17 protein-coding genes are annotated in these 13,711 nt (G+C 63.9%); 1 reads left to right on the plus strand and 16 read right to left on the minus strand.

The annotated features are described in order from the left end of the window. Positions 1–6: 6 nt before the first annotated feature. The 16 genes from HUN39_RS03345 to HUN39_RS03420 form a co-directional block, all read right to left on the minus strand. Positions 7–231, minus strand: a complete 225-nt coding sequence (locus HUN39_RS03345; protein ID WP_175093074.1) for a Trm112 family protein — start codon at positions 229–231, stop codon at positions 7–9. A 15-nt stretch (positions 232–246) separates the two neighbouring features. Further along, the gene (locus HUN39_RS03350) at positions 247–915 is read right to left on the minus strand and encodes an LON peptidase substrate-binding domain-containing protein (protein ID WP_175093075.1); all 669 of its coding nucleotides are present in this window, start codon (positions 913–915) and stop codon (positions 247–249) included. Positions 916–931: 16 nt separating this feature from the next. Further along, positions 932–1,825 (minus strand): thioredoxin family protein, encoded by an 894-nt coding sequence (locus HUN39_RS03355; RefSeq protein WP_232365878.1) that lies wholly within the window; start codon positions 1,823–1,825, stop codon positions 932–934. Positions 1,826–1,891: 66 nt separating this feature from the next. Then, positions 1,892–2,575 carry a tRNA (guanosine(46)-N7)-methyltransferase TrmB gene (trmB, locus tag HUN39_RS03360; protein ID WP_175093076.1) on the minus strand — a complete coding sequence of 228 codons (684 nt, stop codon included), beginning with the start codon at positions 2,573–2,575 and terminating at the stop codon, positions 1,892–1,894. Positions 2,576–2,726: 151 nt separating this feature from the next. Beyond that, on the minus strand, positions 2,727–3,917 hold the full coding sequence (metK, locus tag HUN39_RS03365; RefSeq protein ID WP_175093077.1) for a methionine adenosyltransferase: 1,191 nt from the start codon (positions 3,915–3,917) through the stop codon (positions 2,727–2,729). A gap of 128 nt (positions 3,918–4,045) precedes the next feature. After that, positions 4,046–4,465: a helix-turn-helix domain-containing protein gene (locus HUN39_RS03370; RefSeq protein ID WP_175093078.1), complete on the minus strand. Its 420-nt coding sequence runs from the start codon at positions 4,463–4,465 to the stop codon at positions 4,046–4,048. 282 nt (positions 4,466–4,747) lie between these two features. Further along, complete coding sequence (lnt, locus tag HUN39_RS03375) at positions 4,748–6,391, minus strand: apolipoprotein N-acyltransferase (protein ID WP_175093079.1); 1,644 nt, start codon at positions 6,389–6,391, stop codon at positions 4,748–4,750. A gap of 81 nt (positions 6,392–6,472) precedes the next feature. Next, complete coding sequence (locus HUN39_RS03380; protein ID WP_175093080.1) at positions 6,473–7,420, minus strand: hemolysin family protein; 948 nt, start codon at positions 7,418–7,420, stop codon at positions 6,473–6,475. Positions 7,421–7,429: 9 nt separating this feature from the next. Next, the gene (gene ybeY / locus HUN39_RS03385; RefSeq protein WP_175093081.1) at positions 7,430–7,921 is read right to left on the minus strand and encodes an rRNA maturation RNase YbeY; all 492 of its coding nucleotides are present in this window, start codon (positions 7,919–7,921) and stop codon (positions 7,430–7,432) included. A gap of 2 nt (positions 7,922–7,923) precedes the next feature. Then, the gene (locus HUN39_RS03390; protein ID WP_175093082.1) at positions 7,924–8,967 is read right to left on the minus strand and encodes a PhoH family protein; all 1,044 of its coding nucleotides are present in this window, start codon (positions 8,965–8,967) and stop codon (positions 7,924–7,926) included. Beyond that, on the minus strand, positions 8,964–10,385 hold the full coding sequence (gene miaB, locus HUN39_RS03395) for a tRNA (N6-isopentenyl adenosine(37)-C2)-methylthiotransferase MiaB (protein WP_408631385.1): 1,422 nt from the start codon (positions 10,383–10,385) through the stop codon (positions 8,964–8,966). The genes HUN39_RS03390 and miaB overlap by 4 nt, the downstream gene beginning before the upstream one ends. 101 nt (positions 10,386–10,486) lie before the next feature. Beyond that, complete coding sequence (locus HUN39_RS03400; RefSeq protein WP_175093083.1) at positions 10,487–10,873, minus strand: type II toxin-antitoxin system VapC family toxin; 387 nt, start codon at positions 10,871–10,873, stop codon at positions 10,487–10,489. Beyond that, positions 10,870–11,115 (minus strand): type II toxin-antitoxin system Phd/YefM family antitoxin, encoded by a 246-nt coding sequence (locus HUN39_RS03405; protein WP_175093084.1) that lies wholly within the window; start codon positions 11,113–11,115, stop codon positions 10,870–10,872. Before HUN39_RS03405 ends, HUN39_RS03400 begins: the two co-directional genes overlap by 4 nt. A gap of 68 nt (positions 11,116–11,183) precedes the next feature. After that, the gene (locus HUN39_RS03410; RefSeq protein WP_175093085.1) at positions 11,184–11,672 is read right to left on the minus strand and encodes a GNAT family N-acetyltransferase; all 489 of its coding nucleotides are present in this window, start codon (positions 11,670–11,672) and stop codon (positions 11,184–11,186) included. A gap of 9 nt (positions 11,673–11,681) precedes the next feature. Next, positions 11,682–12,419, minus strand: coding sequence for a tRNA (adenosine(37)-N6)-threonylcarbamoyltransferase complex dimerization subunit type 1 TsaB (tsaB, locus tag HUN39_RS03415; RefSeq protein WP_175093086.1), 738 nt, complete (start codon positions 12,417–12,419; stop codon positions 11,682–11,684). 60 nt (positions 12,420–12,479) lie between these two features. After that, positions 12,480–13,037 carry a NifU family protein gene (locus HUN39_RS03420; RefSeq protein ID WP_175093087.1) on the minus strand — a complete coding sequence of 186 codons (558 nt, stop codon included), beginning with the start codon at positions 13,035–13,037 and terminating at the stop codon, positions 12,480–12,482. A 265-nt stretch (positions 13,038–13,302) separates the two neighbouring features. Here HUN39_RS03420 and HUN39_RS03425 point away from each other — a divergent pair, with 265 nt between their 5' ends. Continuing rightward, positions 13,303–13,695 carry a nuclear transport factor 2 family protein gene (locus HUN39_RS03425; protein WP_175093150.1) on the plus strand — a complete coding sequence of 131 codons (393 nt, stop codon included), beginning with the start codon at positions 13,303–13,305 and terminating at the stop codon, positions 13,693–13,695. Positions 13,696–13,711 lie beyond the last annotated feature (16 nt).

The raw sequence follows: 13,711 nt of genomic DNA on the forward strand, positions 1-13,711 counted from the left end.
AGCCGGTCAATCGATCTGGCGCGCCTCTTCGGGCAGCATGATCGGAATGCCGTCGCGGATCGGATAGGCAAGCCGCGCCGAGCGCGAAATGAGCTCCTGGCGCGCGCTGTCATATTCGAGCGTCGTCTTCGTCAACGGGCAGACGAGGATTTCGAGCAGGCGCGGATCAATCCGCGTCGGCTCCGCTGGGGATTCAAATCTCTCGGCGCCGGAATCGCGTTCGTCAGTCATGGTCGTCAATTTCCCTTAATGCCACTGCGGCCGGTCGCCGGCGCGTTGCGCGAGATCGAGCTTCGCGAGCGCGATAAGCGTTTCCGCGCGGGTTTTCAGATCGATGGCTTCGATCAGCGCCTGCTTGTCGTTGGCGCCGAACGGACACATCATCGCGAGCGCGTTGACGAGCGTCTCCGTCGGCGCCGCGTCTATGCTCGCCCAGTCGACTTCAAGTTTCGAACATTCGGCGAAGTTGCGCAACATTGACACCATGCTTTCGCGGTCGACCGCGTCGGCGCCGGCGCCCGTCGTCAAATCCTCCAAAAATTCGTCATATCCGACCTGACACTGCCGATACTGCGTCCGAACCCTAAGCTCCTCGAGAACGCGAAACCGCACCACGCCGGTGAGGGTGATGAGATAGCGGCCGTCTCCGGTCTCGGCGAGGCGCGTGATCCGTCCGGCGCAGCCGACATTATAGAGCTGCGTCGCGTCGGCGACCGTCTCGTCGCCCGGCAGCGGCTGGATCATGCCGATCAGCCGCGCGCCGGCGATCGCGTCGTCGACCATTGCGAGATAGCGCGGCTCAAAAACATTGAGCGGCAGTTCGCCGCGCGGCAGCAATATGGCGCCCGAAAGCGGGAAAAGCGGCAGAACCTTCGGCAATTCGTCGATGTCGGCATAGGGATGGTTCAGGCTCATATCGGCGAACGCCTCCCTAGGAGTAGAGCAGCGTGGACAGTCGTCGCCGTGCGTTCACGGCCGCCTTGTCCATCGGTCCCCACGCCTCAAAAAACTGAATGAGCTGCCTTCTTGCGCCATCGTCATTCCAACTACGGTCGCGGCGGATGATTTCAAGCAGCGCATCCGTCGCTTCCTCGCGCAGTCCCTTGGCGTTGAGCGCGAGCGCGAGATCGAAATAGGCCTGCAGGTCGTTGGGATCGAAATTGACGCGATTTCTCAGCTCGTCGATCTCGCCGAGATCCTGGGCCTGCTGGGCGTTCTGAAGCGCCGCCCCAGCCGCCGCGACGCTGCTGTCGCGGCGAATGGCGTCAGGAAGGGCCTCAAAGAGCGCCCCGGCCTCATCGAAGCGTCCCGAATCGATGTAAAGACGCAGCAAGGCGGCTGCGGCTTTGGAGTTGGGCGGTTCGTCGCCGGCGAGCTCGCTCAGCAGCGACTCCGCGCCGGCGAGATCGCCGTCCGCGATCATCGCCTGCGCCGCTTCGAGCGCATCGCCCTCGTCCTCGATCGGGCCGATCAGCCGCTCCAGAAAGCCCTTGATTTGACTTTCGGGCAGCGCGCCGACGAAACCATCGATCGGGCGTGCGCGCTGAAACGCCACGACGGCGGGAATCGACTTGACGCCGAGCTGATCGGCGATCAGCGGATCGGCGTCGATATTCATTTTGACGAGCGCGATCTTGCCGCCCGAGGCGGCCACCAGACGCTCGATGACGGGCGTGAGCTGGCGACAAGGGCCGCACCATGGCGCCCAAAAATCGACGAGCACGATCTGCCGCATCGAAGCGTCGAGAACGTCGGCGCGGAAACGATCCGTGGTCGTTTCGACCGGCGTCGTCGGCGCGTTAGCCATTCCCGCCGTCTCAACCATGCGATTCTCCCTCTGTCGTCATCGTCGGCCGTGTGATTTTTGAAGGCTTTGCAGCTTGGAGGCGGCTCAGCGCAGCGCCCGGACGAAGGTCAGATAGACCGGATCGCGGCCTTCGGCCATGGCTTTGGCTTCATATTTGGTTCGGGTCCAGCCTGACCATGGCGTTCGCCAATCCTCGGCGCGCTGCGCGCGCCAGCGGAAGGCTGGGTGCGCGCGCAGCCGCGCCAAGGTCCAGGCGGCGTAATCGTCGATATCCGTCGCAAAACGCAGCTCTGCGCCCGCATGCATCGCCCGCGCCAGCCGGTCGAGATTGTCACGCGCAACGAACCGCCTCTTGCGCTGGCGCCTCTTTGGCCATGGATCAGGGTAGAACAGATACACGCGCGACAGGCTGTCGTCTGGCAGCCAGTCGAGCACATCTGCGGCGTCGCCTTGATGCAGGCGGATATTCGTCAGGCCACGCTCGTCGATTCGGGCGAGGAGCTTCGCCACGCCGTTGAGGAAAGGTTCGCAGCCGATGAATTCGACCTCGGGGCTGTCGCTCGCCGCCGCAATCAGATGCTCGCCGCCGCCAAAGCCGATCTCGAGGCGCCTTTCTCGGGCGGTAGGCGCCGGCGGCTGCGCAAGGTCGAGCGACAGACGCGGCAAGAGGTCGTCGATCAGCGCCGCCTGACGCTTTCGGAGCGCCTTGCCTTTCGAGCGGCCATAGAGACGGGCGTGAGCGCCGCGTTGCTGAGAGGTCTCGCTCATAAGCGCTAATTGGCTGCGATCATTTGGAGCGTCGTCCAGTTTGTGGCGCTGGCTTGCATGCCCGCGTCACAAACAGAGCCATCGCGCGCCGGACAGAGCATTTCCCCGCTGCGGCGTTCGCCTTTCGAGCCGTTCGTCGATCCGGCCGAACTTATGCGAAATGCGACTTCAGCTGGTCGACGAGATCGGTCTTCTCCCAGGAGAAGCCGCCGTCCGCGTCAGGCGTCCGGCCGAAGTGACCGTAAGCGGAGGTGCGCGCATAGATCGGTCGGTTCAGCTGAAGATGCTCGCGAATCCCGCGCGGCGAGAGGCGAATGAGCTGAGGCAGCAGCTCTTCCACCTTTTCCTCGCACACATGGCCGGTGCCGTGCAGATCGACATAGATCGAGAGCGGCTCGGCGACGCCGATCGCGTAGGACAGCTGCAGCGTGCAGCGGTCGGCGAGCCCCGCCGCGACGACGTTCTTGGCGAGATAGCGGGCGGCGTAAGCGGCCGAACGATCGACTTTGGTCGGATCCTTGCCGGAGAACGCGCCGCCGCCATGCGGCGCGGCGCCGCCATAGGTGTCGACGATGATCTTGCGGCCGGTGAGGCCGGCGTCGCCGTCGGGGCCGCCGATGTAGAACTTGCCAGTCGGATTGACGTGCCAGACGGTTGTGTTGGTGATCCAGCCGTCGGGCAGCGCGTCGCGGATATAGGGCTCGGCGATGCTACGTATGTCGGCCGGCGACAGGGTCTCGTCGACGTGTTGGTGCGACAGCACGATCTGCGTCGCCTCGACGGGCTTGCCGTCGGCGTAGCGCACCGTGACCTGGCTCTTGGCGTCGGGACCGAGGCCTTTTTCCTTGCCGCTATGGCGCGCCTGAGCGAGCAGCTCCAGAATCTTATGCGAATAATAGATCGGCGCCGGCATCAGTTCGGGCGTTTCGCGCACGGCGTAGCCGAACATGATGCCCTGGTCGCCCGCGCCTTCGTCCTTGTTGCCGGCGGCGTCCACGCCCTGCGCAATGTCGACGGACTGCTCGTGCAGCAGCACTTCCACATTGGCGGTGTTCCAATGGAACCCGCGCTGCTCGTAGCCGATGGCGCGAATCGCGCCGCGCGTGATCTCGATGATCCGATCGAAGGGAATATGCGGTCCGCGCACTTCTCCGGCGATGACCACGCGGTTTGTGGTCGCGAGAGTCTCCGCGGCGACGCGTATGGCGTAAGGATCGATGCCCGCCTTGGAACCTTCACGGAAAAACTCGTCAACGATTTCGTCAGAAATACGGTCGCAAACCTTGTCCGGATGGCCTTCGGAAACGGACTCGCTCGTGAAAAGATAATTTTTCCGGGTCACTTCCAAATCTCCGATGGCTTTGAGGAAGAGTTGAATAACTGCGGAGCAGGGGGGAGTCATCTGCCAGCGCGCGTTCGGTGCGTCAAGCCGAAAAGGCCAGATCGTTCGTTTTGGAGAACGACATTCTCTTATTCCCGCGCCGGCTCCGACTGGTCTGCGAGCGTCGTCACCAGATCGAGCACGCGCTTTCGCACCTTGGGATCGCGGATGCGGGCGAAGGCGCGATTGAGATGCAGGCCTTCCGTCGTCGATAAAAAATCGACGACGTATTGCGACGAGGACTCCTCAGCGAATCCGCCGGACGGCGCTGGCGCGCCGCTCGTTGGCGCGCCTTCGAAGAAAAAGGACGGCGGCACGTTCAGAGTCTTCGAAATCTGTTGCAGGCGGCTCGCGCCGATACGATTGGCGCCTTTCTCGTATTTCTGCACTTGCTGAAAAGTGAGTCCGAGCGCGTCTCCAAGCTTCTCCTGACTCATTTTCATGAGAATACGCTGCATGCGAACGCGGCTGCCGACGTGAAGATCGATCGGGTCTGGCGCCTTCTTCAACTTTACCGCCTCCTGCTCAGTTGTAGCCGAATTGTCGTCGGGCGCGCAAGCTACATCGCAGTTAGGTGCATGAATTTCAAGAAGATTTCCGTTAAGCGCGGTCGGTCGGCGATCTTCCCGGCAAGGACCGTCTACATTTCCCTGCCTGCCCGATAGCTGCGCGGCCCGTGAACCACGAAAAATTGCAAGTTCCAGGGATCGAGGAAAGCGCTCGGCCAGCATGCAAGCGGCGTCTTTTCGCCGCGGGCGGATCATCGAACGCCAGACGAAGCAGGAGCGACTTTATGGCGCGCGCCGGGCGACGCCGAGCAAGGCCATGGCCGTCGCGAAGGCGAGGAGCGCTGGGAACGCCAGCGCGCCATAGGTGGCGAAGACGGTGGGCGCCGCCTCCCTCGGCAGACGTCCGTCAATGAGGCCTTCTTCGCCGAGCGGCAGCGACTGAAGGATGCGTCCGTAGGCGTCGATGATCGCCGAAACGCCGGTATTGGCGACGCGGATCATTGGCAGCCCTTCTTCGATCGCGCGCAGGCGCGCCTGGGCCAGATGCTGATAGGGGCCGGTCGTGCGGCCGAACCATCCGTCATTGGTGACATTGAGAAGCAGGAGGGGGCGATCGGCGGCCCCGCGCTGGATCGTCTCGCCCGAGAAAATCGCTTCGTAGCAGATGAGCGGCGCAATTGGCGGCAGACCGGGCGCCGCGAGAAGGCGTGGCCCCGCGCCGCGGTCCCAGATGCCCGGAACGAGGTGATTGACTCCAAGCGGCCGCAGCGCATCCTCGAGCGGCAAATATTCTCCGAAGGGGACGAGATGAACCTTGTCGTAAAAGGCGACGATCGACTCTCCCTTTAGCGCCTCGATCGAATTGAAGATTCTGCTCCGCCCTCCGTCGTCATCGCGTTCGGCCCGCGCCGCGCCGGTCAAAAGAACGCCGCCCTTGAGCGCGCGGGCGATCGCCGCCAGCGCTTCCGGGTGGCGTGAAATGACATAGGGAAACGCGGATTCCGGCCAGATGAGATGGGTGACCTCGGCGAGCCCCGACGGCCGCGCGTTTGTCGCGCGTTCCGAGAGGTCGAGATAGTGATGCAAGATTTTCGCGCCATTCTCGGGGCGAAATTTCGCGTCCTGAGGGAGATTGGGCTGCATCAGGCGCAACGCCACGCCGTCGACATATTGCGTTTCGTTGGCGCCCAGACGAAACACGCCATAGGCGAACATCAGCATGGCGAGCGCCGCCGCTGCGAGCATCGTCCCGCCGATACGGCGGGCGCCGCGGGGCGCGCGATCGATGAGCGTCGCAGGCGCGGCGAAAATCACGATCGCGATGATGTCGAGCCCGTGCAGGCCGACGAGAGAGGCTGTCTGCGCCAGCGGCCCGGCGCTCGTGAGCGCCATGCCGAAATCGTTCCAGGGGAAGCCGGTGAACAGATGGCCGCGCAGCCACTCCGCGGCCCCCAGTCCCGCGGCGAGCGCGAAGACGCGGGCGCCGCCAGGCGACCACAAGAGGCGCGCGACGGCGAAACCCGCGGCCGGAAAAAACGCGAGAACCGCGGGCAACCCGAACACAGCGAGCGGTAGCGCCCAGGCGAATTGGTCGGCTTCGACGAGCATCGCGGCGCCCATCCACCATAGGCCAGCAACGAAATAGCCGAAGCCCAGCCACCAGCCGGCTCCGGCCGCCGAGAGAATCGGGGCCAGGGCAAAGCGCGGCGAGTCGTCGCCATCCGCCGCGCCGTCGATGAGCCAGACGGCGACGGTGAGCGGCGCGAACATCGCCGGAATGAAATCGAAAGGCGCGAGGGCGAGAGCGCCGGCCGCGCCGGCGCAGAAGGCGATCGCGCGGCGCGTCCAGCCGCGGGCAAGGACAATGCGCTGCAAAAGAGTCGGCGCCGACGCGCGCACGCTGGCGATTTCGGCAATCTGCGCCATCGATCCTCGAAGCGCCGCGAATCGGCGGGCCGACTTTACAGCGGATTTAGCAGACAATTTTATGCGCGTGCGAAGGATGTCTCACGCCGGCCGGCGCGACCGCACGCGCAGCTTGCCGACGCGCCGCGGATCGGCGTCGACGATCTCAAATTCGTGGGAGTCGACCGGCGTCGCGATGATCTCGCCGCGCATCGGGACGCGGCCGGCGAGCCACGCGACCATACCGCCGAGCGTCGTCACCTCGGCGGGCGTATCTTCAAGTCTGAAGTCGACGCCGAGCCGCGCCGTCACTTCATCAAGATCGGCGCGCCCGTCGATGATGAAATCGCCGTTCTCAAGCTCGACGAAGCCCGACTCGTCGATGACGTCATGTTCGTCCTCGATGTCGCCGACGATCATCTCCATGATGTCCTCGATGGTGACGAGGCCGTCGGTGCCGCCATATTCGTCGATGACGAGCGCCAGATGCGTGCGCGTCGCCTGCATACGGATCAAAAGATCGAGCGCAGGCATGGAGCGCGGCACGAAGAGCACCGGCTTGAGCAAATTCGCCTGCGACAGCGGCGTGTCGAAGTCGATCTTTCTCGGTTCGACGGTCGTCGCGTCGGAGTCTTCGCGCCGATCGGCGCAGCAGGCGATATGATTGACGAAATCGCGGATATGGATCATCCCGCGCGGATCGTCGAGCGTATCGGCGTAAACCGGCAGGCGCGAATGGGCGGCGGTGCGAAACAGCTCCAAGGCTTCGCGCAGCGGCGCGTCAAGCGAGATGGCGACGATGTCGGCGCGGGGGATCATCGCGTCGGCGACGCGCATGTCGTGCAGGCCGAGGACGTTCTTCAAGAGCGCCCGCTCATGCGGGGTCACGTCGCCCGCCGACTCTTCAAGCCTGTCTTCGATGTCCTCGCGCACCGAGGCCGGCGCAAGACCGAGCAGCCCGCGCAGCCTGTCGACGAGGCTCAGGCGCGGTCCATCGCCAGTGCGTCTTAATGGAATGGGATCGTCGGCGTTATCGTATCGCGTCGACATGCGCTTTGTTCAATTCGCTCCGCCGGCCGGCCCGTCTGCGTCTTCCGCATAGGGGTCGGGAAATCCAAGCGCCATCGCGATCTTACGCTCCAGCGCCTCCATCCGCTCGGCCTCGGCGGCGGTCTCGTGATCATATCCGATCAGATGCAGAAATCCATGTGCGACCATATGCGCCGTGTGGGCGCGCAAAAGCTTGCCCTGTTGCTCCGCCTCTTTGGCGACGGTTTCGAAGGCGACGATCACGTCGCCAAGCAGAGGCTTGCGCCCAATCGCGCCAGGCGTCGGAAAAGACAGGACATTCGTCGGTTGATCCTTGCCGCGCCACTCGGCGTTGAGCTGCTGGATCGCCGCGTCGTTGCAAAATGTGACGCTGATTTCACATTCGGGAGCGAGCGCAGCCCCGCTTACGGCGAGACTCTGACGAACGCATTCTTTCGTCAAATTTTCCAGATCCCCGACGCGCCGCCATGCAGGCGCCGCGACATTCACGTCGATCTCCAAAGTCAGGGTTCCCCGCGCGTCTGCTTGTTGGCGCGCGCGGCGCGCTCATAGGCCCCAACGATTTGCCGCACAAGATCGTGACGCACCACGTCGCCTTCCGAAAATCTCACGCGACCGACGACGTCGAGATTGGCGAGCAGGCTTACGGCTTCCGAGAGGCCGGATTTCTGGCCGGGAGGCAGATCGGTCTGCGACGGATCGCCGGTGACGATCATCCGCGAGCCTTCGCCGAGCCGGGTGAGAAACATCTTCATCTGCATCGAACTGGCGTTCTGCGCCTCGTCGAGCAGAATGCAGCTTCGCGTCAGCGTGCGCCCGCGCATGAACGCGAGCGGCGCGACTTCGATGAGTCCCGTCTGCATGCCGCGCTCGACCATCCGCGCATCCATGAAATCATGCAGCGCATCGTAGATCGGGCGGAGATAAGGATCGACCTTGTCGCGCATGTCGCCGGGCAAAAAGCCGAGACGCTCGCCAGCCTCGACGGCGGGACGGGACAGAATGAGCCGTTCGACCGCGCCTTGCTCCATCAACTGCACGGCGTGGCCGACTGCGAGCCAAGTCTTGCCCGTGCCCGCAGGACCTTCCGCAAAAACCAGCTCGTAGCGTTTGAGCGCCCGCAAATACTGGTCCTGCGCGGCGTTGCGCGCGCGCACCGACCCGCGTTTGCGGGTCAGGATCTGCTCGAAAGCGCCACGCGACGGCTCCGAATCCGGAAACAGGCTGCGTTGGCGCGCTGATTCTTCTATGGCGCCGTCGACGTCGCCCAGCGTGATCGTCTGACCCAGCGCGACGCGCTCATAAAGCGCCTCGAGCACGCGTCGCGCATGTTCGCAGGCCTCGGACTTGCCTTTGAGCGTGACGTGATTGCCATTGGCGAAGGAGGCGACGCGCAAGCGTCGTTCGATCTTGGCGAGATTCTGGTCGTAGAGGCCGAAAACGAGCGAGGCGTGACGGTTGTTTTCAAAGGCGAGCGTGATTTCCGCTTCCGGGTCAACAGGCTCCGGTCCCCGTGCGGCGAGCAACGGGTCGTCGATCGTCGTCAAGCCTTCGCCTCCTCGCTCATGAGCCGTCCGCCCAAGGAATTCGAGCCCGCCGCGATGATCTTCACTTTAGCTTCGCGGCCGATGCACGCCATCGGGCCTTCAACATGCACAGCCTGCATATAAGGACTCTTGCCCCCAATTTGCCCCGCATGCCGACCGGCTTTTTCAAAGAGCACGTCGAACTCTCGGCCGACCGTCGCCGCGTTGTAGGCTTGCCGCTGCTCTTCAAGCAAAACCTGTAGCGCCGCGAGGCGTTCGCTCTTGACGGTCTCGTCGATTTGATCGTCGCGGTCGGCGGCGGGCGTGCCGGGCCGAGGCGAATATTTGAAAGAAAAGCTTGAAGCGAAGCCCACAGCGCGAGCGAGCGCCATCGTCGCTTCGAAATCGGCGTCGCTTTCGCCGGGGAAGCCAACAATGAAGTCCGACGACAGGGCGATGTCCGGACGCGCCTTTCGCAGGCGCTCGACGATGGAGAGGTATGCGTCTGCGCCGTGCTTGCGGTTCATGGCTTTCAGAATGCGGTCCGAGCCCGATTGAACCGGCAGATGCACATAGGGCATGAGCTTTGGATTTGCGCCATGCGCGTCAATCAACTCCTGCGCCATGTCGACCGGATGACTTGTGGTGTAGCGCAGGCGCGCCAACCCCTCGATCCGCGCCAGCCGGTCGAGAAGCTGCGCAAGGCTTGCCTCCCGGCCGTCGCCATCAGGGCCGAGATACGCGTTGACGTTTTGGCCGATCAGCGTGATCTCGCGCACGCCGGCGTCGACGAGCCGCATGGTCTCGCCGATGATCTCGGCGACGGGACGCGACGCTTCGGCGCCGCGCGTATAGGGCACGACGCAGAACGAGCAGAACTTGTCGCAGCCTTCCTGAACGGTGACGAAAGCCGAAACGCCGCGGGCGCGAATCTGCGCGCGGTTCGGGGCGGGCAGGGTGCGAAATTTGTCCTCGACGGCGAAATCCGTGTCGGCGAGGCGGGCGCCGTCCCTGGCCTGGCGCAGAAGCTCCGGCAGTCGGTGATAGCTCTGCGGACCGACGACGACATCGACGGCGCGCTGGCGCTTGAGCACCTCTTCGCCTTCAGCCTGGGCGACGCAGCCGGCGACGACGATTTTCATGTCGCGACCTTGCGCGTTCAGCGCGCGTTTGGCGATCGCAAGCTTGCCGAGTTCAGAATAGATTTTTTCCGCGGCTTTTTCGCGGATATGGCATGTGTTGAGGATGACGAGATCGGCGTCTTCTTCGCTTTTGGTCTCGGCGTAGCCCTCTTGGCGGAGCAGGTCCGTCATGCGCGTCGCGTCATAGACGTTCATCTGGCAGCCGTATGACTTGACCAGAACTTTGGATAGTCGTGCAGCTTCTGACCGCTGAGGTTTGGATCGCGCCTCAATCAGTTCTTTGACGTCTGTGACTATTTTTCTGCTCCATCGCTCGCCCCGGCGACTCGGCGCGCCACCCGAGCAGACGCAGTATACGACTTTTCTTGCGCCTTAGCGCTGCAAGAGGCGCCTTGCACTCATATTTTCTGAACTGGCCCGCCATAGCGCAGGAGCAGGGCATCGGCCGTGAGCAGCGTAACGCCCTCGACGACCGCCTGAGCAATAAGCAGTCGATCGAACGGATCCCGATGAATCAACGGCAGCGCATCCGTCGCGAGCGCGTGTTGATCGAGCACGGGCAGCTCGTCGTACCCATTGGTCAAGAGACCCTGACGCAGCGCACGCGGGTCGACTTGAAAGTCGGCCCGATTGAGGCTGCGTTTGATGGCGACTTCCCACAGGCTTGCGACGCTGTAGACAAGTTCATTCGCCTCTTCGAGCAGGACCGCTTGAGCCTTTTTCGAGAAGCGATCGGGCGACACTGCGGCCCATAGAATGATCTGGGTATCAAGCAGCAGTCTCACACGTCGCCTGCGAATAGCCGTCCAATCTCGATCTCGCCCATACGGTCGAAATCTTCTGGGATAACGCCCTGTCCGGCCATAAAGCCGAGCCGCTGGATCTTAGGCTTAGCGGCCGTCTCGAGCGGCGTGACCTTTACCAATGGTTTTCCGGCCTTCGCGATGATGAAAGGCTCTCCCTTAGAGGCAAGATCGACCAACTTGGAGAGCTGGGTCTTGGCTTCGTGCATGTTGACGATGCGCATGAGCGTCTCGGCTGGACTAAACCAAGTTAGTCTAGTTTACCGAGAGGCGTCCTGCAAGCCGCGCGCACTCAGATCTCCAGCCGCAGAGCGATCGCCGCGCGCCGTTCGCCGTCGGCGCGTTGATAGTAATTCTCCCGCCGGCCGATCTCTTTGAAGCCTTCCCGCGCGTAGAGCTTCAGCGCGGCCTCATTGTCGTCGGCCACCTCAAGAAAGACGAGCCGGGCGCCGCCGCGCTCGAGATTTTCGAGATGCTTTTCAAGAATGCGCCGGCCCAGTCCCGCGCCGCGTCTCGCGGGGTTCACGGCGAAAGTGAGGACTTCGGCGTCGGGCGGCGTCAGCCGCGAGAGGATGAAGCCCCCAAGCTCGCCCTTGCGGCCCTCCGCGACCGCGCCGTCGGCGATGATATGGGCGTCGGTCAGATAATTCTCGAAGTCGATTTTCGACCAGCCAAAGGCGAAGGACGCTCCGTGCAGACGTTCGCAGTCATCGGCGCGCTCCGCCCCGATGGGTTCGATGATGAAAGTCGGCTTGGCGAAGAAAGACGAAAGCAGCGTCATGGCGCAAGCTCACGCCTGAGCCGCAGCGGCGGCGCGCGCGGCCGCATCGCCCAAGCCCGCGGCGCCCTTTAGGGCGTCGGGCCGCGCAGCCGGCATCGTGACGTCGGGCTCTTTAAGATAAAGCGGCCGCGCGGGCGCAGTATCAGGCTGAGCGGCAAGGCCCAGACGCGCCACGAGGGCGATATCGGGCGCAAGTCGCTCGCTCGCGATCCGGACCGGAACGCCGCGGGCGCGCGCTTCCTTCGCAAGGAGCGGCGCGCCGGAGCCGGTCAGAAGCAGCGGGCCGGTCCCGAGCGCGCGTAGCGCTTCATGGGCGTTCATGCGGCGCGCGGTGAGCAGCGGGCGGCCGCCCGGGCCAAAGGCGGCGATGTAGACTTTGTCGTGGCGCGCGTCGATCGCCGCCGCGACGACGCCGTCGAAAGGATCGATAATCAGCGGCGCCGCAAGCGCGGCCAGCGTCGAGACGCCGACAATCTCGGCTTTGCAGGCGAGCGCGATCGCCTGACCGGCGGCGAGGCCGATACGAATGCCGGTGAAGGAGCCGGGGCCGACCGTCACGGCGACCCGGTCGAGCGAGGCGAAGCCGCCCTCGACCTTGCTCATGACGCGTTTGATCAGCGGCAGCAGCGCCTCGGCGTGCCCCCGCTCCATCTCAATCGACTCGGCGGCGCTCGGCGCCGCCGCGTCATGGTCCAGCACGCAGGCCGAGACGGCTGGCAGAGCGGTGTCAATCGCAAGGATTCGCATGATTCGTCGATTATGACGGTTTTCGGAGCGCGATCAACGTCGCTGCCGGATACGCCGCCCCTACGCCGGCTCGACCGCCTTCACCTGCGGCAGGAAATGCTTGAGCAGGTTCTCAATGCCGTTTCGCAAAGTGGCGGTGGACGACGGGCATCCGGAGCAAGCGCCCTTCATGGCGAGATAGACGACGCCGTCTTTGAAGCCGCGGAAGACGATGTCGCCGCCGTCGCCGGCGACCGCCGGGCGCACGCGCGTCTCGATCAGCTCCTTGATCGTGGCGACCGTCTCCGCGTCGGCCGAGTCATAGAACTCGCCGCTGGGCTGCGCCGGCGCCGCGCCTTCGGTCAGGAGCGGCGCGCCGGAGGCGAAATGCTCCATGATCGTGCCAAGAATGGCGGGCTTCAGATGCGGCCATTCGGCGCCGTTCTTCGTCACCGAGACGAAATCCGCGCCATACATCACAGCTTCGACGCCATCGATGGAGAGCAGCGCCTGGGCGAGCGGCGCATGGGCGGCGGCGTCGCGCGAGCGGAATTCCATGGCGCCCTGGCCCAGAACGTCCTGGCCGGGCAGAAACTTGAGCGTTGCGGGATTGGGGGTGGCTTCAGTCTGGATGAACATTGGGGGACTCCTACGTCCGGTTCAAGGCCGGCGGAAGTGCGCGAATATCACAAATTGAGCGCTCTGTGACATCTCGACATTACTACTTAAGCGCTTCGCCGCAGTCTTGCGAGACTCTTCGGCGCGAGCGCCACCGCTTGAGCGCGACTCCCGCCCACACCGCTTACGGCGAAGAGCCCGAACCAGGTCAGCGCATCCATCGAACAATCTCTTTGGGCCCCGTCTTGCATTTGCCATGCCCAAGAGAATCTCGCAGTGTCCCCCGATGGATGAAACCTCGCTGCTCGACGCCAACGCTGCTTATTACCAAGCCTTCGCCGCACGTGACCTTGGCGCTTTGAACGATCTTTGGGCGGAGAAGGGCTGTTCCTGCGTTCACCCAGGATGGCCGGCGCTCGTCGGGCGCATGCCGGTGCTCGCCTCCTACCGCGATATTTTTCGTAATCCGGCGCAGGAAGCGGTCACGACGCGAGATCCACAGACGCTCATCGAGGGCGTCGACGGGCGGGTCTTTTGCATCGAGGAGGTCGGCGGCGGGTTGCTGCTCGCGACCAATTGGTTTCGTTGGAGCGGCGAGCGCTGGCGGCTCGTGCACCATCAGGCGAGCCCACTGGCGCCGCCGCCCACGCGGCGAGAAGGCAAGCGATCGCTTCACTAGGACGGTCGCGCGAAGG

Origin of the sequence: Methylocystis silviterrae (assembly GCF_013350005.1) — a bacterium.
Classification (GTDB): domain Bacteria; phylum Pseudomonadota; class Alphaproteobacteria; order Rhizobiales; family Beijerinckiaceae; genus Methylocystis; species Methylocystis silviterrae.

What these genes read in the sequence shown, in the direction of transcription:
- HUN39_RS03345 (WP_175093074.1), bottom strand. Translation starts at nt 231, where the DNA reads ATGACTGACGAACGCGATTCCGGCGCCGAGAGATTTGAATCCCCAGCG.
- HUN39_RS03350 (WP_175093075.1), bottom strand. Translation starts at nt 915, where the DNA reads ATGAGCCTGAACCATCCCTATGCCGACATCGACGAATTGCCGAAGGTT.
- HUN39_RS03355 (WP_232365878.1), bottom strand. Translation starts at nt 1,825, where the DNA reads ATGGTTGAGACGGCGGGAATGGCTAACGCGCCGACGACGCCGGTCGAA.
- trmB (WP_175093076.1), bottom strand. Translation starts at nt 2,575, where the DNA reads ATGAGCGAGACCTCTCAGCAACGCGGCGCTCACGCCCGTCTCTATGGC.
- lnt (WP_175093079.1), bottom strand. Translation starts at nt 6,391, where the DNA reads ATGGCGCAGATTGCCGAAATCGCCAGCGTGCGCGCGTCGGCGCCGACT.
- HUN39_RS03380 (WP_175093080.1), bottom strand. Translation starts at nt 7,420, where the DNA reads ATGTCGACGCGATACGATAACGCCGACGATCCCATTCCATTAAGACGC.
- HUN39_RS03405 (WP_175093084.1), bottom strand. Translation starts at nt 11,115, where the DNA reads ATGCGCATCGTCAACATGCACGAAGCCAAGACCCAGCTCTCCAAGTTG.
- HUN39_RS03410 (WP_175093085.1), bottom strand. Translation starts at nt 11,672, where the DNA reads ATGACGCTGCTTTCGTCTTTCTTCGCCAAGCCGACTTTCATCATCGAA.
- tsaB (WP_175093086.1), bottom strand. Translation starts at nt 12,419, where the DNA reads ATGCGAATCCTTGCGATTGACACCGCTCTGCCAGCCGTCTCGGCCTGC.
- HUN39_RS03420 (WP_175093087.1), bottom strand. Translation starts at nt 13,037, where the DNA reads ATGTTCATCCAGACTGAAGCCACCCCCAATCCCGCAACGCTCAAGTTT.
- HUN39_RS03425 (WP_175093150.1), top strand. Translation starts at nt 13,303, where the DNA reads ATGGATGAAACCTCGCTGCTCGACGCCAACGCTGCTTATTACCAAGCC.